At 67.0% G+C, this 20,819-nt stretch carries 15 protein-coding genes and 1 tRNA gene; 14 read left to right on the forward strand and 2 right to left on the reverse strand.

Annotation, left to right across the window (positions count from 1 at the left end; translation table 11 throughout):
- The first annotated feature begins 6 nt into the window (after nt 1–6).
- The 7 genes from ACTWPB_RS06820 (at nt 7) to ACTWPB_RS06850 (ending at nt 6,079) form a co-directional block, all read left to right on the forward strand.
- Nucleotides 7–525, forward strand: a complete 519-nt coding sequence (locus tag ACTWPB_RS06820) for a hypothetical protein (RefSeq protein ID WP_446224835.1) — start codon at nt 7–9, stop codon at nt 523–525.
- A 2-nt stretch (nt 526–527) separates the two neighbouring features.
- Nucleotides 528–1,106: a hypothetical protein gene (locus ACTWPB_RS06825; protein WP_446224836.1), complete on the forward strand. Its 579-nt coding sequence runs from the start codon at nt 528–530 to the stop codon at nt 1,104–1,106.
- A 35-nt stretch (nt 1,107–1,141) separates the two neighbouring features.
- Nucleotides 1,142–2,896 (forward strand): hypothetical protein, encoded by a 1,755-nt coding sequence (locus ACTWPB_RS06830; protein WP_446224837.1) that lies wholly within the window; start codon nt 1,142–1,144, stop codon nt 2,894–2,896.
- Nucleotides 2,893–4,434, forward strand: a complete 1,542-nt coding sequence (locus tag ACTWPB_RS06835) for a hypothetical protein (protein ID WP_446224838.1) — start codon at nt 2,893–2,895, stop codon at nt 4,432–4,434. The genes ACTWPB_RS06830 and ACTWPB_RS06835 overlap by 4 nt, the downstream gene beginning before the upstream one ends.
- On the forward strand, nt 4,431–4,772 hold the full coding sequence (locus tag ACTWPB_RS06840; RefSeq protein ID WP_446224839.1) for a hypothetical protein: 342 nt from the start codon (nt 4,431–4,433) through the stop codon (nt 4,770–4,772). Before ACTWPB_RS06835 ends, ACTWPB_RS06840 begins: the two co-directional genes overlap by 4 nt.
- A complete protein-coding gene (locus ACTWPB_RS06845; protein ID WP_446224840.1) occupies nt 4,769–5,551 on the forward strand; it encodes a DUF2637 domain-containing protein in 783 nt (260 codons plus the stop codon). The genes ACTWPB_RS06840 and ACTWPB_RS06845 overlap by 4 nt, the downstream gene beginning before the upstream one ends.
- Nucleotides 5,552–5,635: 84 nt before the next feature.
- Nucleotides 5,636–6,079: a hypothetical protein gene (locus ACTWPB_RS06850; protein ID WP_446224841.1), complete on the forward strand. Its 444-nt coding sequence runs from the start codon at nt 5,636–5,638 to the stop codon at nt 6,077–6,079.
- A gap of 1,586 nt (nt 6,080–7,665) precedes the next feature.
- Here ACTWPB_RS06850 and ACTWPB_RS06855 read toward each other — a convergent pair.
- Together ACTWPB_RS06855 and ACTWPB_RS06860 are read right to left on the reverse strand one after the other, a co-directional pair.
- Complete coding sequence (locus tag ACTWPB_RS06855) at nt 7,666–8,598, reverse strand: tyrosine-type recombinase/integrase (protein ID WP_446224842.1); 933 nt, start codon at nt 8,596–8,598, stop codon at nt 7,666–7,668.
- A gap of 98 nt (nt 8,599–8,696) precedes the next feature.
- A tRNA-Arg gene (locus tag ACTWPB_RS06860) sits at nt 8,697–8,770 on the reverse strand.
- Nucleotides 8,771–8,907: 137 nt separating this feature from the next.
- Here ACTWPB_RS06860 and ACTWPB_RS06865 point away from each other — a divergent pair.
- From ACTWPB_RS06865 to ACTWPB_RS06895, 7 genes are all read left to right on the forward strand, one after another.
- The gene (locus ACTWPB_RS06865; protein WP_446224843.1) at nt 8,908–10,956 is read left to right on the forward strand and encodes a cytochrome c oxidase assembly protein; all 2,049 of its coding nucleotides are present in this window, start codon (nt 8,908–8,910) and stop codon (nt 10,954–10,956) included.
- On the forward strand, nt 10,953–11,930 hold the full coding sequence (locus tag ACTWPB_RS06870) for a serine/threonine dehydratase (protein WP_446224844.1): 978 nt from the start codon (nt 10,953–10,955) through the stop codon (nt 11,928–11,930). The genes ACTWPB_RS06865 and ACTWPB_RS06870 overlap by 4 nt, the downstream gene beginning before the upstream one ends.
- 127 nt (nt 11,931–12,057) lie before the next feature.
- Nucleotides 12,058–12,624, forward strand: coding sequence for a single-stranded DNA-binding protein (locus ACTWPB_RS06875; protein WP_446224845.1), 567 nt, complete (start codon nt 12,058–12,060; stop codon nt 12,622–12,624).
- A gap of 68 nt (nt 12,625–12,692) precedes the next feature.
- On the forward strand, nt 12,693–14,369 hold the full coding sequence (ettA, locus tag ACTWPB_RS06880; protein WP_446224846.1) for an energy-dependent translational throttle protein EttA: 1,677 nt from the start codon (nt 12,693–12,695) through the stop codon (nt 14,367–14,369).
- Nucleotides 14,370–14,603: 234 nt separating this feature from the next.
- A complete protein-coding gene (locus tag ACTWPB_RS06885) occupies nt 14,604–19,490 on the forward strand; it encodes an NAD-glutamate dehydrogenase (RefSeq protein WP_446224847.1) in 4,887 nt (1,628 codons plus the stop codon).
- Entirely contained in the window at nt 19,487–19,957 is a 471-nt protein-coding gene (locus tag ACTWPB_RS06890; RefSeq protein WP_446224848.1) for an acyl-CoA thioesterase, read from the forward strand. Before ACTWPB_RS06885 ends, ACTWPB_RS06890 begins: the two co-directional genes overlap by 4 nt.
- A gap of 4 nt (nt 19,958–19,961) precedes the next feature.
- On the forward strand, nt 19,962–20,633 hold the full coding sequence (locus tag ACTWPB_RS06895; protein WP_446224849.1) for a hypothetical protein: 672 nt from the start codon (nt 19,962–19,964) through the stop codon (nt 20,631–20,633).
- Nucleotides 20,634–20,819: the final 186 nt, after the last annotated feature.

Raw genomic sequence — 20,819 nt, forward strand, 5'->3', positions numbered from 1 at the left:
TTCATCATGGCTATCCCGAATCCACTACCTGATCCCGAGGAGCACGGCGAGGAGCTGGGCGGGCGTAGCGCCGCCGCGAAGGCTCACGAGCAGTCCGTGCTCGACAGCCTTGCCGCCGACATGCAGGGCACCGCGGCGCACAAGCTCGCCGCTCAGCTCGTGCCGGTCGTTCCGGATGGCGGACACGTCGGCCGCACCATCGCCCCGCACGTCTCACGCGCCACCAAAGCCCGTGACGGAGTGCGTATTTGGGGACCAGCAGTAGCGGCCACAGCCGTTGCTGGCACCGCGGTGGCGGTGTTGCCGCTGCCCGGTCCGCTGTCGCTGTACGTGCTGGCCATTGCCGCGTTCGGCTGGTGGCACTGCGCAGGACGCCCCGGCGTCAACGAGTCGATCCAGATGGCGTTCTACGCCGTCGCCGATACAGGCAGCTGGATCCGCCGGCATATCGAGGCGCTGGCGCAGCGTCGCGCCCGCTACGAGACCCGCCGTACCAACCGCAACCCCATCAAGAAGGAGAACTGACCATGACAGCCAACACCGAGGCCGCCGTCGTCGCCGTGCTCGCCTCAATCGGCGTACTTGCCCTTGTCGTCGCCGTACTGGAATCCGACGCCGTGCTTCGCGCCGAGGACCACGTTCATCGGCTGCGGTTGAGCCCGGCTGACCGCGTCGAGTACGACGCGCTGCAGGCCGAACTCGATCGCCAGGCAACCGAGCAGAAAGCCCGCGCCAAGTCAGCAAAAGCTGCAGACCGTGCGAAGTTCCGCCCCGATCTGGTGGTCACCGTGACCGATCGCGAAGTCACCGACCTGTCCGATTTCACCGTTTCGGAGCTGCTCGCCGAGATCACCGAGTGCAAACGGCTGCTGCGGTTGGCCCGGGAACTGTCGTACAACTCCGGACGGGCCGACTACGCGCCGGTGCAGGTCAACAACGACCAGCTCACCGCGCTCACCAGCGAGTACCAAGAGCGAGCTTGGTGGCCCAACAACAAGCAACTCTCGCGGCTGGACCGCAAACGCCTGGCAGCGGCAACCGAGATGATCCACGACCGCAGCGAGTGGCCGCCGATGCCTGACATCCACATCTCTGCCGACCTCTGATCCCTGGTTTACCCACTCACACAAGGAGATTCGCAATGTTCATGACATCGGACAACAACAGCGGCCACGCCAACGGCGGCCCGGCCACCGAAGACGAGATCACCCGTGACACCGGCCGCGCGATGGGCCAGATCATGGCCGCAGCACGGGCTTTCATTGCTTCTCGTCGCAGCCGTCCGGGCAAGACCAAGATGCCGAAGCTGTCGCGTAAGGAGCGCCGCGAGCTCGTCGACACCCTGCGCACGCAGGTCGGTGAACAGCGCATGGCGCAGGCGTGGAGCACCAAACGCGTCGGCGACTACCACGCCGAGGTGGTCGCGGCCAACGATCGGCGCCGTGACCGGGCGTACCCGGTCGCCGCGGTTCGCGCCGATGACGAGCGGTTGACCCGTATCCGGTACGCGATCGAGTCGGCCACGCACGCTTCGCCGTTGCCGTTCGAGCAGCGAGGTCAGGTCGCGATCGCGTTGTCGCAGGTCGATCGGCGCCCGGACCGCCCGGTGGGTGAGGTGTTCAAGCCTATGGACGCCGACCAGGCACGCAACGCCAGGGTCGCTGCGGTGCAGTCGGAGACCTGGGTGCAGGAGCGCCGCGAGGCCAACGAACGCGTGATGGCCGCTCAGCGCAATCGCGAGCAGGCCCGGCTCAATGCCCGCCCGCCGTTGGCGTGGGAGGACATGAACCCCGAACAGCAGGACGCGGTCCAGCAGCTGCGTGGTGCGGAACTGGAGTTGCGCCGAGTCGGCACCACTGATCCGGTGAAGACTGCCGGTCTCGACCGTGAGGTGCGTGCGGCTGCCCGCGAGGTCAGAGCGGCTGGTCTGCCGCTGCGGCAGGTCGCCTACGAATGCGACAACGTCGTCGCGAACTCGAAGTACGAGGTCAATGTGTACGCCGGTGCGGCGTCATCGGTGAGCTGGCACCCCAGCGAGACCGCAGCGCTTGTCCACGCCGGGACCGCGGTGGCGCGAGTGCCTGAAACCACTGACTCGATGAGCGTGCACGTCGCCCCGCGGTACGGGCAAGACCCTGGCGGCAATGTCCGGTCGGTTCACGGTGACCACATGTTCACTTCTCAGGCTGTCTCGTGGTGGCGTGGCGAGCACGAATTCGAGATGGAGTCGGGTACGGCGCGAGCCGGTCACCGCACCGCGATCTCGATTGCCGGAACCGACCCGGTCACCGGCCGCGAGGTGCGGAGAGAGAACGTCATCGTGCGCACCGATGAGCTGGGTGCACTCCAGTACGCGGACCGCACCATCGAATGCGCCGAGTGGCGTGCTGGCGAGAGGGTCGAGCTCGATATCGACGATGCCGAGGTCGACTGGGAATACCCCGGCAGCACCAGCCTGTACCGCATGAGCGGATCACCCGCGAGCGTCCAGAACCGGGCGCTCAACGAGCAGGTGAGCGTGCAACACCAGGCGGCCCAGGAAGCCCGTACCGCCGCCGCGCGGGTGGCTGCCGACCGCGACAGCTTGCGGCAGCGCCACAGCCTGTCGATCGAGCACAACGGCGAGCTGACCGACCGCAATGCGGAGCTGACCAGGCAGCTTTCGGTGTTGACCGCCGAGCGGGATCAGGCCGTCGCTGATCGGGACAAGTTCCGTGGTGAGCGCGACGAGGCAGTGCGGACGCTGGCTGCGCGAACCCCGACCAAGGATCGTTTCGGTAGTCCGGAGCGTCAGGCCGATGCGGCGGGGCGCAGCGCACTGGCCGACCACGCCCCGGGCAACGCCGTCGCTGCGGCGGTTGCGCGTAGCGCCGAGCGGGACGAGGCGGCGCGATGAATGCCGACGACCTTGAGGAGTCGCTGATCGACTTCTACGCGTTGCGTGTTCCGGACGAGTCAGAAGTGTTGTGGCGGGCTGACTTTCACCGCGCCTGGGAGTTGTACGCGCTGGCAAACGAGGCGAGCGAACCTGGTCACTCCGCTGTGCTGCGCGATCAGGCCCGCACGCTGCAGGAGCGTTGGGAAGCGGATCCGGACGTCGCGCGCCATTGGTTCGATCTTGCCGAGATCCGGGAGTCATGGATCTACGAGCCCGAACAAATGCAGCGCGCGGCCGACGAGTATTTGATGCCCAACGGCCGCCAGCCGTCCGGAATGCGGGATGAGCTGTGGCGCAGCCTCCTACAGGCCCGCGCAATGACCGGACACGGCCCGTGGCTGGCTCCGGAATCGGAGAGCGCCAGCACAACGGCGGACATCGCCAACGATGTGGACGACCCGTTCATCGCCCGCTACGCCGACCGGGTGGCCGACGAGTCCGAGGTGTTGTGGCGGGCCGACTTCGCCCGCGCGATGGACCACTACGACCGCGGATTCGACGAAGACGCGAGCTTGCTGCCACAGGCCCGCGCGATCGAGGCCCAGTGGAGCACCGATCCGGCAGTCGGGCCGCAGTGGCGCGAGCTCACCGAGATCCACGACGCCTGGATCCACGCTCCCGACGCGATGAAGCAGGCGCACGAGGTGTTCATGCCGGGCGGATTGCAGCCGCCCGGCATGAGCGACACCCGGTGGTCATCGCACATGCAAGCACGAGAGATGACCGGCCACGGCGCCTGGCCCGGCCACGAACCCACCTATTCCACAGACGTTTCCGAAAGGCACGAACCAATGACTGACACTACCGCCCACGACCAGGCCGACAAGTTCACCACCGAGTCCGACGCCGAGCAGTTGATGCGCCACGACTTCACCCACTGGGCCGCGGTACGCCACGGCCGCGCAGAGGACGACTACGACCCCGCCGACAGCGTGGACCAGGACGAATGGTCACGGACCTGGCTCAATCATGCCGAGGATCGCTGGCTCGACGAGTGGGTGACCTTGCAGGGCACCTACCTGGACTACCGCGACGATCCGGGGGCCGCAGAGTCGAAGCGGTCCCAGCTGGGCGACACGCTCGGTCCGGTGGAGGCCCGCAGTTGGGACCAGGCCCGTGAGCTGGGCGTCAACGGCATCAGCCGAAACGACTGGGGCCTGCTCACCTCTGACTACGTGACCCGGCTGCCCTACGAGCGGGCCGACGAAATCCGTGCCCAACAGCGCACGCTCGCCGATGTGCGGCGTGAGCAGGCCGCCGAGCGTTCCGGACAGGACCGCGCAGCCGATACCGAGCCGGAGTCGCAGTCTCCGGCCATTGAACGCGTCCCGGTTCTATCCGCCGACTACGCCCGCTATACCCCGGCAATCCCGGTGCCATCTTTCGGCGCGAGTGTCGCCGCACGAACCAGCGCCCTGGCGGGCTACACCGCCCAAGGCAACGCGCTGGCCACCGCGATGGAGCGTCAGGACGAGCGGGCAGGAGCCGACCGGTGAACGCCGCGGCTGTCGAACAGACGATGCCGGCAACCGCGACGGCCGAACCAGTCCAGGCGGTGACGTTGGCCAAGGTGATCCGGCTGCCGCGCCGTCCGGAGCGGCAGGCCGAGCCCGGACAGGGCCGCAGTGCCGCGGAGCTGGAATCGCTGCTGGCTGCCGCCGAGCAGCGGTGCGCCGATCTGGAAGACCGTAACCGAGAGCTTGCCAGCGACCTGGACAACGCCCTCGACCAGCTCGCCGGACACGCCCTGCATTCGGAGCAGGAACGACTCGTGCACACCCCGATGTGGAGCCCGTGGGCCGCGTCGATGAATCAGGAAGGACACCAACGATGAACGTGTCTACTGCTGTACGGGCCGTCAAGCGCCCGTCTACCGGCGGGATCGACTGGGCCGAGGGCACCGCACTGGCGATGACAGTCGTGATCGCGCTGGGCGCGTTCGCGTGGAGCTTCGCAGCTCTGTCGGATCTGGCCGTCATGGCCGGAATCGACCCGCGTCTAGCGTGGGTCGGCCCGATTTTCGTCGACGGGGCCATTGTCCAGTCGGCTGTGGCGCTGGTTTCGCTGCAGCGCCGCGCGCAACAGGGCATCGCGATCCCGACCGGGACCAAGGTGTTCTTCTGGGCCCAGCTGTTCGCCGCCGAGCTGGTCTCCGTGGTCGGAAATGGCCTCCATGCTGCGGAATCAGGCGGGCGGCTGCTGCCCGCTGCCGTCGCGGCAGGAGTCGCCGGTGCCGCCCCGCTGGCCGGTTTGGCCGCCACGCACGGCCTGACCGCGCTGATCGAGGTCCCACGAGCACCGGAACCGCCGCAGGCTGCCGCATTCTTCGGCCCGCCCCGACTGGACAGCGATCCGACACCGGTAGACGCGGAGTGGACAGCCCTGGACACCGACCAGACAGCACTGGACAGCCCGGCGATACCGGTTGCCACAGCACCGGAAACCGATCCGGTGATCGACCGCGACACCGAGATCCTGCGCCGCCGCGCAGCCGGTGAATCCACCCGCACGATCGGCGCCGCGGTTGGTCTGTCGCACTCCCGTGTCGCGCAAATCATCGCCACCGCCGAGGCCGACGACGACAACGGGGAGGTACTGAGCTTGGTTCGCTGACCGATCGCTGCGGGGCAGGTGAGGAGCCTGCCCCGCCTTGCCTCTCGCTTCCCGCAACACCACACGAACCGAAGGATGAAAATCATGACGAACGCACTGACCGACCTGGACCAGATCAACGCCGAGCTGATGACCGGCAGCGCACGTAACCCGTTCGGCCGCGAGGTCAAGCCCGGCGACGGCGTCAGCGGCGAAATCATCGCCGTGATCCGGCGCCACCGCCACAACAGCCAGGGCCAGCCGCTCTACTGGGTCAACCGTCGGCCGACGGTCGCGCAGTCCGGCGACCCGGTGATCGACACGCAGCTCATCATCGAGACCGACGCCCACGACGACGACCAGGACGACGGCCTGCGCGCGGTCACGATGGACCGCGACGTCCAGCGCGCGATCCGGACCGGCCTGCGTCGAGCCCGCGCCAACGGCGTCGCGATCGGTGGCCGCATCGACGGCTTGCTGTTCGTCGGCCCCGCCGAGGGCGGCAACGGCCGCGTCTACGACATGGGCGGCTACACCGCGCCCGCGTAGACTGGCACACAGCACCACCAGGAGCCCCTGGCCCGTGATTCGGGTCGGGGGCTTCGTCGCGTTCCAGCCGGTGCGGCTTGGGAGGTGCTGCCGCACGAGCTTCGCTCGCTTGCCTCCGAGGATCTATCTGCCGCAGTTCGGTTGTTTCCCCAACTGTTCCCTTGGCCCTTCCTCCGAAGGCAAAACGAGTGCAGGCGGTGGGTTGCTCAAGGGTGGCCGTAGGCCATCGCCGCAGGCGACGCGACGCAGGAGCGCCCTTGAACTGCCCGCCGTCGGCACTCACGCTGAAACGCCGAGGAAGGGCGAGTCTCTCGTGGTCTCGGCCAATCGATAGTCGATCTTGGTGGAGATCCGCGACGCGAATCCTGCGCGACTTTCTAGCGAATCAAGCATACAAACGGGTGCGGGTTTTTCGCGAGGTCAACCACCACCTCACCCATCCCGTGAGCTGGGCTTAAGGGCGGGATTTCTGCTCACTCCCCACCCCCACCCAGTTCGACATCTGATCACCCACTTCGTGTCCAATCAGATGTCGAACTGGGTGGGGGTGGGGAGCAATCAGAAATCAAAAGAATATGTAGGGATGGGTGAGGTGGTGGTTGAGAGAAAAAGAAGTGGTTGGGTTGGGTGGGCATCGGAGGGTTAGCGAGTGGGTTGCTTTGGGAGTCGGTGACGGTGGTCAAGTCAGGTGGGCGTGGCTGCGGTCTAGTGCCGCGGCTGTCGTGGTTGGTGTGAGTGCGGTAGCGCGTGTGCCGGTAGGTACGTGGTGGCGCGGTCGCGTAGTGGTTTGGTCAGGCAGGCGCGCTGCTCGATCGGGGAGCGGGTATCGCGACCTGTCGGTCGCGCGGTCCTTCGCGGGGGCGTGGTGTCCGTCCCTCGCGGTGCGGCCTGCTTGATGGCTATCACTACGACAACGAGCATCAAGGGCGCCTACGGCGTCGGCTACGCCGATGGCCACGGCCACCCTTGACGCCCGCCGCCGTAGTGATCGAGTCGCCATCAGGCCACACCGAGAGGGACAAACACCACACAGACCGGCCGTCGCTACGAATCGAGATCGCGGCCAGGGCCGCGAAAGGGCATCCGCTCGCCGCGGGGGCAGGCCGCCCAAAAGGGTCAACGTACATCGGTGACCGCCAGGTCTTCCGCAACTTTTCAGCACTTACGCCGCTACTTGTGAGCGAATATCTGACCCACGGCTACTCGCCAGTGCGAATCTGATGCGCAAAAGGCTACCAATTCGCGGCGAATATCTCGCCACTGTCGATGGCTCAAACTGCTGGTAGTCGACTGGTTCGATCTGTACTGCGCAGATCTAACCGACGTGCTCGCAGTCGGAGTGAATTGGGGGACTGTAGATCGTCGCGCTACAAGCGAGGCACGTGTGGGATCGATGGTGTCCGCCGATCCGGAGGCACGGCATCACACTGACGAGCGACCGACCTGCTCCGAGTCGGTGCCCGTTCGGGCAGGAGCGGGGAGCAGGTTCCGTCCAGCGCCCATTCCGGAGATAAGGCCGAATAGACTCGCACATACGTTCGATTATCCACGCTGGCGTACTGCCGCGCACGTGAGGCCAGCTCAATCTAGAGCTGGTCGCCCAGTCGGGCACGACGGTGCGCGTCCCGGGCTCGTTCGTCAGCCACTGACGCGCCGTACCGGCTGATCATCTGGCGTGACCGCCAACCGGCGAGCATCATCAGGTCTTGCTCCTGGCCGCCGTTCGCGAGCCAGTTGTGTGCGAAGAAGTGGCGGAGCTGGTGGGGGTGGATGTGGTCGATGCCCGCAGCTGCGGCTCGCCGCTCGATCATCTGTTGGATGCCGGAGGCGGTCATCGGTCCAGCGCGTCCGAGCCAAAGGGCGGGATTGTCGTTTGCCGCGAACGGGTGCTTTGACCGCACCCGCAGGTACCGGCGAAGGGCGGTGCGCGTCTTGTCGCTGAAAGGCAGGGTGCGCGGTCGGCGTCCCTTGCCGAGCACCATCACGGTGTTTTCGGCGAAGTCGAGCGCGTCGAGGTGGAGGTGCGCGATCTCGCCGATGCGGGGGCCTGCGTCGACCATCAGCCGAATGATGGCCGAGTCGCGTCGATCGTCGAAGCTCGTGCCATCGCAATCAGCGAGCATCTTGCGCAACGCGTCAAGAGGCGGAACCGGGACCTTCTTCTCCGGAACGATCGGAGGCGACATCTTCGCGAACGGGTCGGCCTCGAGGAGCTCCTCGCGAGTCAGGTACTTGCAGAACTGCTGCAAGCTGCGGTACTGGCGGTGCGCGTATTCCGGCGTCAGGGGCTTCTGTGTGCGCTTGTTCAGGCGATTGAGCGTGTTGTCGATGTACCCGCCGATTATCTGACGTGTCAGGGATTCGAGCGTCGTCGGCAGGTTCTCGCTGATCAGGTACTGACGGAAGTATCCGACGTCCCTGGCGTAGAGGGCGATCGTTCCTTTGGCCTTGTTCTGCTGCCGCAGCTCGCTCGTGAAGTCCTCGAGTAGCTCGTCGATGTCGTCCAGATCCTGCCCCATGCAGGCAGTCTACCTGCAAAGTTTCTATCTGTTGGAGCATTGTGCCGAGAATGAAGAAGGCCCCTGATCTGCTGTTTGTGCAGATCAGGGGCCTTTTGCGCCCCCGGCAGGAATCGAACCTGCGACCTAGGGATTAGAAGGCCCTTGCTCTATCCAACTGAGCTACGGAGGCAGTCGCATCCACCTTGGCCGAAGTCGGCCACGCTGTCCAGCTCGAAAAGTATAGCGACTGACCGGATCGTCGAGCGGGGGCTCGGGTGTGGCGCCCCATCGGGTCGTGGCCGGGCACGTCGAACTACCCTCGTTGTCATGTCGTTATCGCAGGACCCCTCCGGTGGACCCGCCGTCGACGGCGGACCTCCGGCGGAAACGGGTCCGGCGGCGTCGTTCGGTGTGCTCAGCGTCGTGGCCGGGTGTATCGCCGCGGTAGTCGCGGCCATTGTGGTCGGATTGTCGGCGGCGCACGCGCTCAGTTTGCTCGGTATACCCGATCCGGGGGCGTTGACAACATATGGATTGCCCGCGCTGCGCGCGGTGGCCGATCTGGCCGCGGCCGTGACTGTCGGGTCCCTGTTGTTCGCGGCGTTTCTGCTGCCCCCGCGTGACGGTGGTCTGCTCGATGTCGGTGGGTACCGGGCGGTGCGGCGGGCCTCGGACGCCGCACTGGTGTGGGCTGCGAGTGCGGCCCTGTTGGTGCCCTTGACGGTGTCGGATACGACCGGTCAGCCGGTGAGCGCCATTTGGCGACCCGAGGTGTTGTGGCCGGTGATCACACAGGTCGAGGTGGCGGGCGCCTGGCGGACAACGGTGTTGTTCGCGCTGATCGTGGCGATCGGCTGCCGGTGCGCGCTGCGCTGGGGCTGGACGCCGGTGCTGCTGGTCGGCGCGTTGGTGACCATGATGCCGCTGGCACTGACCGGGCATTCGTCCTCCGGCGGCTCCCATGACGTGGCGACCAATTCGCTGATCCTGCACATGGTGTCGGCCTCGGTCTGGGTGGGCGGGCTGGTCGCGGTGCTGGCGCACGCGATGCGCGGCGGGGCGAATACCGATATCGCCGCCCGGCGGTTCTCGGTGGCCGCGACCATCTCGATCGTGGTGATCGGCCTCAGCGGCGTGGTCAATGCCTGGGTGCGGGTGCCCGTCTCGGACCTCTTCACCACCACGTACGGCAGGCTGGTGCTCGCGAAAGCGGCCGCGCTGCTGGTGCTGGGCGCCATCGGCTACTTGCAGCGACGGGCCTCGCTGCCCGCGCTGGCTACCGACCCGCGCGACCGCGGTGCGCTCATCCGCTTCGCCGGGGTGGAGATGCTGATCTTCGCGGCGACCATCGGGCTGGCCGTCGGCCTCGGCCGCACGCCGCCACCGCCGCCGACCGCGGTGCCGACGCCGGTCGAAGTGGAACTGGGCTACAACCTCGCGGGCCCGCCGACGGTGAGCCGCCTGCTGTTCGACTGGCGCTTCGATCTGATCTTCGGAACCTTGGCGATCGTGCTCGCCGCGCTCTACCTGCTCGGTGTCCGCCGGCTGCGCAAGCGTGGCGATGCCTGGCCGCTCGGGCGCACCATCGCCTGGTGCAGTGGTTGCCTGGTGCTGTTGCTCGCCACGTCGTCGGGGGTCGGGCGCTACGCACCGGCGATGTTCAGCGTGCACATGGGCGCACACATGGCGTTGTCGATGCTTGCACCGATCCTGCTCGCCCTCGGTGGCGCGGTGACCTTGGCGTTGCGCGCGCTAACGCCCGCCGGACGCGGCGGTGTACCGGGCCCGCGCGAGTGGATTCTGGCGGCCGTGCACAACCCGGTCTCGCGGTTCCTCACCCAGCCCGTGGTGGCGTCGCTGATCTTCGTCGCCGGGTTCTACGCGCTGTATCTGGGCGGCATCTTCGACACCTATGTCGACTCGCACGCCGCCCACCTGATGATGAACACGCACTTCCTGCTCAGCGGCTACCTGTTCTACTGGGTGGTGATCGGCATCGATCCCAAGCCGCGCGAGGTGGCGCCGCTGACCAAGCTCGGCATGGTGTTCGGCACGCTGCCGTTCCACGCGTTCTTCGGTATCGCGCTGATGAGCATGACGACCGTGCTCGGTGACTGGTTCTATCGCACCCTCGACCTCGGCTGGAACATCGACCTGCTCGCCGATCAGCGCAACGGCGGCAGTTTCGCCTGGGCCAGCGGCGAGGTTCCGCTGGTAGTGGTGATGCTGGCCCTGCTGATCCAGTGGTCTCGCAGTGACACCAAGCTGGCCAAGCGCACCGACCGGGCCGCCGATCGCGACAACGACGCCGACCTGACCGCCTACAACGCGATGTACGCCGAGCTGGCGCGTCGTGACGGCGAGGTCCGCCGGTGAGCGGATTCGGTGTGCCGTCGAGCGATTCGACCGAGCGAGCCGAACCGGAGCGGGTGCTGCGCACCGATGTGCGGGCGGCGCGGCGACGGCTGGCCGGGCGGGTGCGCAAGACGCCGGTGTTCCATACGAGTGTGGACGGGCCGGACGGGCCGGTGCCGGTATCGCTGAAAATGGAATTCCTGCAGCACGGCGGCACATTCACGGTGCGTGGCGCCCTCAACGCGCTGCTGACCACCGACAGCGGTGCCGACCATGTGGTTGTCGCCTCGGCGGGCAATGCGGGCATCGCGGTCGCGTTGGCCGCCGCCCAGCTGGGCAAGGAATGCACGATCGTCGTGCCGGAATCCGCGCCGCACACCAAGGTGGCCGCGATGTGGGCGCACGGTGCCGAAGTGCTGTGGCACGGAACGAGTTACGCCGAGGCACAACGTCGGGCCACCACCCTGGCCGCCGAGCGCGGGGCCGATCATCTGCACGCCTACGACATGCCTGCCGTGGTGGCAGGTGCGGGTGTCATCGGGCTCGAGCTGGAGGAACAGGTGCGTGGCAGGCCACCGGTGCTGGCCGCGGTCGGTGGTGGAGGGCTGATCGCGGGCCTCGGCGCGGCACTGGGCAAGCGCAGGGAGATCGTCGGAATCGAATCCGAGCACATCCCGGTGCTCTCCGCGGCGCTCGCGGCGGGCATGCCGGTCGATATCGACGTGCCGTCGCGCGCTACCGAGCTGCTGTGCGCGACCCGGGTGGGCGATATCGCGTTCGATATCGCGCAGCGGCACCAGATGCCCGCGCTCGCGGTCGCCGACGACGCGGTCGCCGCCGCCCGCGAATACCTCTGGCGTGAGTTCCGCGTGGTGGTCGAGCTCGAAGGTGCCGCCGCGCTGGCCGCCGTGCAGAGCGGTGTGTACACGCCCGAGCCCGGCGTACGCCCGATTGTGGTCCTGTGCGGGGCGAACACCGAGCTTCCCGTGCTCTGACACGGCAGATATCCACAACCGCCCGATTCATCCACAGATTCACTCGGCGCCTCCCACGTCCCCGTCCGCCACGTCATCCTTGGGTGGTCAGAGCAACAACGGTGGATTCGAGCGGGGGACGAGCACGATGTACGAGGCACACGCGGCGGTGGTCGGGACCGTCATCACCCATCCGGTGCGGCGCGATCTCAGCAACGGCGAGCAGATGCTGACGTTCCGGATGGCGAGCAATTCGCGCCGATTCGACGCCAAGACGGGGGAGTGGACCGACAACGGCACGCTGTATCTCACGATCAGTTGCTGGCGCAGGCTGGTCGCGGGCGTGCATCGATCGTTGCACCGTGGCGACCCGGTGATCGCCTACGGACAACTGCGCTCGCACGAGTATCGCGGCAAGGACGGCACCGAGCGGCGGGATCTGGAGATGCGCGCGGTCGCGGTCGGGCCCGATCTGGCGCGATGCCACGCGAGCGTTATTCGCCGGCCCGAGGGCATGCGATCGCTGCCGCATGCGGAGGTGCGGAATATTTCCGGCCCCCGTGGCGCTGCGCTACCGAAGGCCGACGACGCCGCCACCGGGTATGCGTCGACCGAACCCGTTGCCGTAGCCTGTACGACCGTGGCGGATCCTCTCGCCGCGCGATCGCCGGACGTGGTGTCGAGCACCAACGGTGCCGAGCAGGTCGACGCATGAGGGTCGTTTCCGCGGCATCGACCCTTCCGCATCCCGTCCCCGTTTCTCCCACCGATAGGCTTCCGCGTATGGCTGAGTTCATTTATCAGATGATCAAGGTTCGCAAAGCGCACGGCGACAAAGTCATCCTCGACGACGTGTACTTGAACTTCCTTCCCGGCGCCAAAATCGGTGTGGTGGGTCCCAACGGCGCGGGTAAATCCAGCGTGCTGAAGATCATGGCGGGACTGGACCGGCCGAACAACGGTGAGGCGTTCCTCGGCTCGGGCGCCACGGTCGGCATCCTCCAGCAGGAGCCGCCGCTCAACGAGGAGAAGACCGTCCGCGGCAACGTCGAGGAGGGCCTCGGGGAGGTCAAGGTCAAGCTGGATCGGTTCAACGAGATCGCCGAACTGATGGCCACTGATTACTCCGATGAGCTCATGGACGAAATGGGCAAGCTCCAGGAGTTCCTCGACCACGCCGACGCCTGGGATGTCGACTCCCAGCTCGAGCAGGCCATGGACGCGCTGCGCTGCCCGCCGCCGGACGAGCCGGTCACCAACCTCTCCGGTGGTGAGCGTCGCCGCGTCGCGCTGTGCAAGTTGCTGCTGAGCAAGCCTGATCTGCTGCTGCTCGACGAACCGACCAACCACCTCGACGCCGAGAGCGTGCTCTGGCTCGAGAAGCACCTCGCTGATTACCCGGGCGCCGTGCTGGCCGTCACCCACGACCGGTACTTCCTCGACAATGTCGCCGAGTGGATCCTCGAGCTCGACCGTGGCCGTGCCTACCCGTACGAGGGCAACTACTCCACCTACCTGGAGAAGAAGGCGCAGCGACTCGAGGTCCAGGGCAAGAAGGACCAGAAGCTGCAGAAGCGCCTCAAGGACGAACTGGCCTGGGTGCGGTCCGGCGCCAAGGCCCGCCAGGCCAAGAACAAGGCTCGACTTGGTCGCTACGAGGAGATGGCGGCCGAGGCCGAGAAGCACCGCAAGTTGGACTTCGAGGAGATTCAGATCCCCGCGGGTCCGCGACTGGGCGACATCGTGGTCAACGTATCGAACCTGGACAAGGGCTTCGGCGATCGTCAGCTCATCAAGGATCTGTCGTTCACGCTGCCGCGCAACGGTATCGTCGGCGTCATCGGACCCAACGGTGTCGGTAAGACGACGTTGTTCAAGACCATCGTCGGTCTCGAATCGCCCGACAGCGGTGAGGTGAAGGTCGGCGAGACGGTCAAGCTGAGCTATGTCGACCAGAACCGCGGAGGCATCGACCCGAAGAAGAACGTCTGGCAGGTCGTCTCCGAAGGTCTGGACTTCATCCAGGTCGGCAACCAGGAGATGCCCTCGCGCGCCTACGTCAGCGCGTTCGGCTTCAAGGGACCGGATCAGCAGAAGCCGGCCGGTGTGCTCTCCGGTGGTGAGCGCAACCGCCTGAACTTGGCGTTGACTCTCAAGGAGGGCGGCAACCTGATCCTGCTCGACGAACCGACCAACGACCTGGACGTCGAAACCCTCAGTTCGCTCGAGAACGCGCTGGACCAGTTCCCCGGCTGCGCCGTCGTGATCTCCCACGACCGGTGGTTCCTCGATCGCACCTGCACCCACATCCTGGCGTGGGAGGGTGACAACGACAACGACGCCAAGTGGTATTGGTTCGAGGGCAACTTCGAGGCCTACGAGGCGAACAAGATCGAGCGGCTCGGCGCCGAAGCCGCTCGCCCGCACCGTGTTACGCACCGCAAGCTGACGCGCGACTGATACGCGCGGCCCGCACGACGGCCCGGTGGAACGATCTGTGAACGGTCGCTCTGCCGGGCCGTCGGCGTTGGGTCGATCGGTGCTCCCTGGCGTTCACCCAGCATTGGCGCAAGTTACCGGCGCGGCAAGCCCGAATTCCCTGAGCGTGTTCGAGTGCCCGGAGCTAGTCTCGAAAACGCGTCACCTGAGTAGCGAAATCGAAGCGAACCACAATCCATGGGAGTGGGCTAAACGATGACGGTCTCGTCGGAAATCTCGAGCGCGGCGTGGGCCGCGGGAATGCCGCAGAGTTTGCGCGGCGATCTCGCGACGCTCGAGGAGGCGTATTTCCGACACGTCGATGCCGGTGACGTGGACTTCCCGATCCCCGGAATCACCCAGATCTTCCGGCACCACATGGAATTGGCCGCCGTTCGCCGCCCCGGTAAGGCCACGGTGCGGGTGCACCACCCCGACGACGGGACCGGGATGGGCGCGGCGGTGCAGGTCGTCACCGACGACATGCCGCTACTGGTGGAGTCGATCACCGCCGCACTCGGCCGGATGCAGGTGAGTGTCTCCGAGGTGATCCACCCGATCTTCGAAGTCACCCGCGACGAGAAGGGCCACCTCACCGGCGCCGCGGCGCACGAGGTGGACGGCCACGGCGCGACCGGGCTGACCGAATCGTGGATGCACCTGCAGCTGCACCCGTCGACGAGCCGGGCACAGCTCGACCACATCGAACGCACCATGCCCGAGGTGATCGACGACGTCCGCCAGGTGATCGACGACACCGAGGCCATGGCCGCGGTGCAGAGCTCGCTCGCCGATGAGCTCGACCGCGCCGCGGCAGCGGGCTCCACGCCGTTCCCCGGCGTCGATGTGGCCGATTGCGCCCAGCTGCTGCGCTGGCTGGCCGCGGGCAACTTCACCCTGCTAGGTTATGCCCGCTACCGGCGCGGCGTCGAAGACGGCCACACGGTGTCCACGGCGGTGCCCGGCGCGAGCCTTGGCGTACTCCGCCCCGATGTCGGTACCGACTTCCAGGTGCCCATCAACGGTGAGGACCGCCCGCTGCTGCTGCTCACCCAGGGCTTGGTGCGCGCGACCGTGCACCGCTCGGTGTACCCGTACTTCGTCGGTGTCGCCGATGTCGACGAGACGGGCACGGAGGTGGGGGTGCACCTGTTCATCGGGGTGTTCAGCGTGAGCGCGGTGCACGAGAACGTCCTCGACATCCCGGTGATCAACCGCCGGGTGCGCACCGCGATCGAGGCTGCGGGGTTCGACAAGGATTCCTTCTCCGGGCAGGCGATGCTCGAGGTGATCGAGTCCTTCCCGCGCACCGAACTGTTCTCCGCCGACACCGAGACCATGCGCCGCACCGCAGTCGCGGTGCTCGGCGTCGGATTGCGCAGGCAGGTCCGGCTTTTCCTGCGCAGCGACGATTACGGCCGCTTCGTGGCCTGCATGGTGTATCTGCCGCGCGATCGCTACACCACCGCGGTGCGCCTGGAGATGCAGGAGATCCTGGTCGCCGAACTCGGTGGCGTCGATATCGACTATTCGGCGCGGGTGAGCGAAAGTGAGCTCGCCAGTGTGTATTTCACGGTGATGCTGCCCGGCGAGGCTACCGGCGCCGCCGCCCCCGACACCTCCGAGGACAACCGGCTGCGACTGCAGAGCCTGCTCAACGCGGCCAGCCACACCTGGGACGACCGGATCGGTGACGCGGTCGCGTCCTCCACCGTGCTCGATCCCGCTGTGGTGAAACGGTATTCGGACGCACTGCCCGAGAGTTACAAGGAAGACTTCACGCCCGCTCGCGCGCTGGCCGACGTCGCGCGCCTCGAGCAGCTCACCGAGGGCGGTATCGACCAGTACCTGTACCGCAGGCCCGAAGCGGCGCCCGGTTCATGGCGGTTCAGCCTCTACATCGCCGGTTCCGGCGTATCGCTGAGTCAGGTGCTTCCCGTGCTGCAGAGCCTGGGCGTCGAGGTGGTCGACGAACGGCCCTACCAGCTCGAACGCGAGGGCGGTACCGAGCGCTGGATCTACGATTTCGGGCTGCAGGCTCGTCCCGAACTGCTGCGCAACGCGCTCGGCGGCGACCTCGACGCCGCGCTGCTCGAAGCGCGTGGCGACCTCGACGCGTTGCGTACCCGGTTCACCGATGCCTTCGAAGCGGTCTGGTACGACCGAGCCGAAGCCGACGGTCTCAACGAACTCGTGCTGCGTGCGGGCCTGCCGTGGCGGTCGGTCGCGATCCTGCGCGCGTACGCGAAGTACTTGCAGCAGGCGGGATTCCCGTACTCCCAGGTCAATATCGCGCGCGTGCTGCTGGCTCATCCCGAGGTCGCGCGCGATTTCGTCGACCTGTTCGCCGCCCGATTCGATCCGGCCACCGTCTCCGCCGAGGCCGCCGTCGAGCTCGAGGCACGGGTGCGGGCCGGGATCGACGAGGTGGTCAGCATGGATGCCGACCGCATCCTGCGCGCCATGCTCGGCCTGATCAAGGCCACGCTGCGAACCAACAACTACGTCCTCGACGCAGACGGCCTCCCGCGCGGCTACCTGGCACTGAAGGTGGAGCCGCGCGAAATCGCCGAATTGCCCAAGCCGCGACCGCAATTCGAGATCTTCGTGTACTCGCCGCGGGTGGAGGGCGTGCACCTGCGGTTCGGTTCGGTAGCGCGCGGCGGTCTGCGCTGGTCGGACCGGCTCGAAGACTTCCGCACCGAGATCCTGGGGCTGGTCAAGGCGCAGGCGGTGAAGAACGCGGTGATCGTGCCGGTCGGCGCCAAGGGCGGTTTCGTGGTGAAGCGCCCGCCCGCCCCGGTCGGTGACGCGGCCGTCGACCGCCAGGCGAGTATCGCCGAGGGCGTTGCCTGCTACCGCACCTTCATCTCCGGGTTGCTCGACGTCACCGACAATGTCGACCTGGCCACCGGCGCGGTGCTGCCACCCGATCGGGTCGTGCGCCGCGACGGCGACGACACCTACCTGGTGGTCGCCGCCGACAAGGGCACCGCCAGCTTCTCCGATATCGCCAACGACGTGGCCATGCGCTACGGCTTCTGGCTCGGTGACGCCTTCGCCTCCGGCGGCTCGGCGGGCTACGACCACAAGGCGATGGGCATCACCGCCAAGGGCGCGTGGGAGGCGGTCAAACGCCACTTCCGTGAGATGGACATCGACACCCAGAGCCACGAATTCACCGTTGTCGGCGTCGGCGACATGAGCGGTGACGTATTCGGCAACGGCATGCTGCTCTCGCCGCACATCCGGCTGGTCGCCGCGTTCGACCACCGGCACATCTTCCTCGACCCGAACCCCGACGCCGCGAGTTCGTTCGCCGAACGCGAGCGGTTGTTCGCGCTGCCGCGATCCTCATGGGCCGACTACGACCGGAGCCTGATCAGCGAGGGTGGCGGCGTGTTCGAGCGGACCGTGAAGTCGGTGCCGATCTCGCCGCAGGCACGGGCCGCGCTCGGCCTGCCCGACGCGGTGCAGACGCTCTCACCGCCGGAGCTGGTGCGCGCGATTCTGCTCGCGCCGGTGCAATTGCTGTGGAACGGCGGCATCGGCACCTATGTGAAGGCGAGCACCGAATCCAATGCCGAGGTGGGCGACAAGTCCAACGACACGGTGCGCGTCGACGGAAATCAGTTGCGGGTCAAGGTGATCGGTGAGGGCGGCAACCTGGGCGCCACCGCGCTCGGCCGGATCGAGTTCTGCCGCAACGGCGGCAAGATGAACACCGATGCCCTGGACAACTCGGCGGGTGTCGACTGCTCCGACCACGAGGTCAATATCAAGGTCCTGCTCGACGGTGTGGTCAGCGCCGGTGGCCTCGCCTCCGCCGACCGCAATCCGCTGCTGGCCTCGATGACCGATGAGGTCGCCCGAATGGTGTTGCAGGACAACGTCGATCAGAACGCGTTGATCGGCATCGCGCGCACCGACGCTCCCCGGATGCTCAACGTACACGGCCGCGTCATCGCCGATCTCGAACAGCGGCGCGGCCTCGATCGGGAGCTCGAAGCGCTGCCGTCGACTGCCGAACTGGTTCGCCGCGGCGAGGAGGGCGCCGGGCTCGCCTCGCCCGAACTGGCCAACCTGCTCGCCCACGTGAAGCTCGGACTCAAGGCCGACCTGCTCGACACCGACCTGCCCGACAGCACCCATTTCGCGAGCAAGCTGCCGCTGTACTTCCCGACCCCGCTGCGGGAACAGTTCGGTGCGGCGATCAAGAGGCACCGGCTGCGCCGCGAGATCATCACCACGATGATCGTCAACGAGGTCGTCGACTACGGCGGCATCACCTACGCCCATCGGCTCAACGAAGAGGTCGGCGCCACCACCTCCGATTCGGTGCGCGCGTTCGCGGCGGCCACCGAGATCTTCCAGCTGCACGACGTGTGGTCGCGCATCCGCAGTGCCGACGCTCCGGCCGGGGTCTGTGACCTGCTGGAACTGGAATCCAAGCGGACGCTCGATCGCGCATCGCGCTGGCTGCTGACCAACCGGCCGCAGCCGATCGCGGTAGGTGCCGAGATCAACCGCTATCACCGCCGGGTGCAGGAGCTCGCGCCGCGGGTGCCGGGCTGGTTGCGCGGGCACCACGTCGCAGCGCTCACCCAGGGCGCCGCCGAGCTGATCGCCCGCGGCGCACCGACCGACCTGGCCACCGAGGTGTTCGGGCTGCTCGGGCTGTTCCCGCTGCTCGACATCGTCGATATCGCCGATATCACCGATCGCGACGGCGCCGAGGTGGGCGCCCTGTACTACGCGCTCAACGAGCATCTCAAGATCGACTGGCTGCTCGAGGCGGTGAGCCACCTCGAACGCGGCGACCGTTGGCACGCATTGGCGCGGCTCGCCCTGCGCGACGACATGTACGGTTCGCTGCGCTCGCTCACCCTTGATGTGCTGTCCGGGGGTGACCCGGAGGAAACCTCCGACGAGAAAATTGCATACTGGGAGTCGAAGAACCAGTCCCGGCTGGGCCGTGCGCGCGCGGCACTGTCGGAATTGTTCGAGTCCGGGACCCACGACCTCGCCACACTGTCGGTTGCCGCGCGACAGGTGCGGAGCATGGTGAGCGGGGTGGGCGCCCAATCGGAGGTACCACGGTGACGAGTTCGCCGAACGGCAACACCGCCACGCCCACACCGGAGCTGGTGTTGCCGCAGCGTTTTCACGCGAAGGTCGAGATCCGCTGGTCGGATATGGACGTGTTCCAGCACGTCAACCATGCTCGGATGGTGACACTGCTGGAAGAGGCGCGCATTCCGTGGCTGTTCGACGACGACAAGCCGACGGCGTCGATGGGGCGGCAGGGTTGTGTGCTGGTCGACCTGCATGTGAAGTATCGCGGGCAGTTGCGTCACGAGGACACCCCGCTCGACATCGCCATGTGGGTCAAGCAATTGCGCGCAGTCGATTTCACCATCGGCTACGAGGTCCGTGCCAACGGCGCGGCACCCGATTCGCCGCCCGCGGTCCTCGCGACCACCCAGCTCGCCGCGTTCGACATCGACACCCAGCGGCTGCGCAGGCTCAGCGAGTCCGAACGCGACTACCTGGCACTGTGGCGGGCCTGATTTCGTGAGCTCCGAACAGCGGGTGCTCCACACGCCCGACCCGGCCGAACGCGAGAACCTGGCCACCTTCCTCACCCGCGCCCTCCGCCTCGACCCGGCCGCTGTGGTCCGGTTGCGGCGGCGGGGATCCAGCCTCGTATCAGCTTGGGTGACAACGGGTTTCGAGACCCTCGCGGTGCGCACGATCACCGCTGAACTCGGCGTCGACGACGTCACCGTGGGTGCGGACGCGGTCCTCGCGGGTCTGAGTACCGGCCACCCGATCGACCTCGGCTACTCGATGGACTCCGCCTGGCGCGGCGCCCTCCCGCCCGCCGACGGCTTCACGCACGTCGACGACGTCCCCGCGCGCACCCTGGTCGAGCTGGCCGAACGCGGCGCGGAGGTGGCCCGCGAACACGGCGGTCCCAAAGGGCCGCCCGCGTCTCTTCTCGACCAGTCGGTTCTCACGGTTACCGGGCCCGGTGATATCGAGGTTCAGGTGCCGATGCGCGTTGTCTTCGCGCTCACTGCGATGGATTTCATTCCGCACGCGGGGGAGAAGACGGAGTCGCGTCGGATTCCGCCTTCGGAGTTGGTTCGGGTTCGTGCCACTCGGACGTGGTTGCGGTTGGATGCTCGGTACGGGTCTGTCGCGCGGCGATTGGGTGGTGGGATTCCGTTGTCGCCCAGTTGAGTTGGGTGGATCCGTTGTCGCCCGGTTGAGTTGGGTGGATCTGGATCCCAGGTGCGGTAGTCCCAGGCAGGTTTGACGCTGTGTTTTTGGCGCGCTGGCGCGCGCGTGTCCGCGGCCCTGAGGGCCGCCGGTTAGCGCTCGAGACTAGAGCCTTCGGCTCAGCGCTTTCGAGCGCTAACCGGCGAC

This window comes from Nocardia sp. IBHARD005, from assembly GCF_052814245.1.

Bases quoted from the DNA above. Each gene is read 5' to 3' on its own strand.
- ACTWPB_RS06820 (WP_446224835.1), top strand. From the start codon at position 7: ATGGCTATCCCGAATCCACTACCTGATCCCGAGGAGCACGGCGAGGAG.
- ACTWPB_RS06825 (WP_446224836.1), top strand. From the start codon at position 528: ATGACAGCCAACACCGAGGCCGCCGTCGTCGCCGTGCTCGCCTCAATC.
- ACTWPB_RS06830 (WP_446224837.1), top strand. From the start codon at position 1,142: ATGTTCATGACATCGGACAACAACAGCGGCCACGCCAACGGCGGCCCG.
- ACTWPB_RS06835 (WP_446224838.1), top strand. From the start codon at position 2,893: ATGAATGCCGACGACCTTGAGGAGTCGCTGATCGACTTCTACGCGTTG.
- ACTWPB_RS06845 (WP_446224840.1), top strand. From the start codon at position 4,769: ATGAACGTGTCTACTGCTGTACGGGCCGTCAAGCGCCCGTCTACCGGC.
- ACTWPB_RS06850 (WP_446224841.1), top strand. From the start codon at position 5,636: ATGACGAACGCACTGACCGACCTGGACCAGATCAACGCCGAGCTGATG.
- ACTWPB_RS06855 (WP_446224842.1), bottom strand. From the start codon at position 8,598: ATGGGGCAGGATCTGGACGACATCGACGAGCTACTCGAGGACTTCACG.
- ACTWPB_RS06865 (WP_446224843.1), top strand. From the start codon at position 8,908: ATGTCGTTATCGCAGGACCCCTCCGGTGGACCCGCCGTCGACGGCGGA.
- ACTWPB_RS06875 (WP_446224845.1), top strand. From the start codon at position 12,058: ATGTACGAGGCACACGCGGCGGTGGTCGGGACCGTCATCACCCATCCG.
- ettA (WP_446224846.1), top strand. From the start codon at position 12,693: ATGGCTGAGTTCATTTATCAGATGATCAAGGTTCGCAAAGCGCACGGC.
- ACTWPB_RS06885 (WP_446224847.1), top strand. From the start codon at position 14,604: ATGACGGTCTCGTCGGAAATCTCGAGCGCGGCGTGGGCCGCGGGAATG.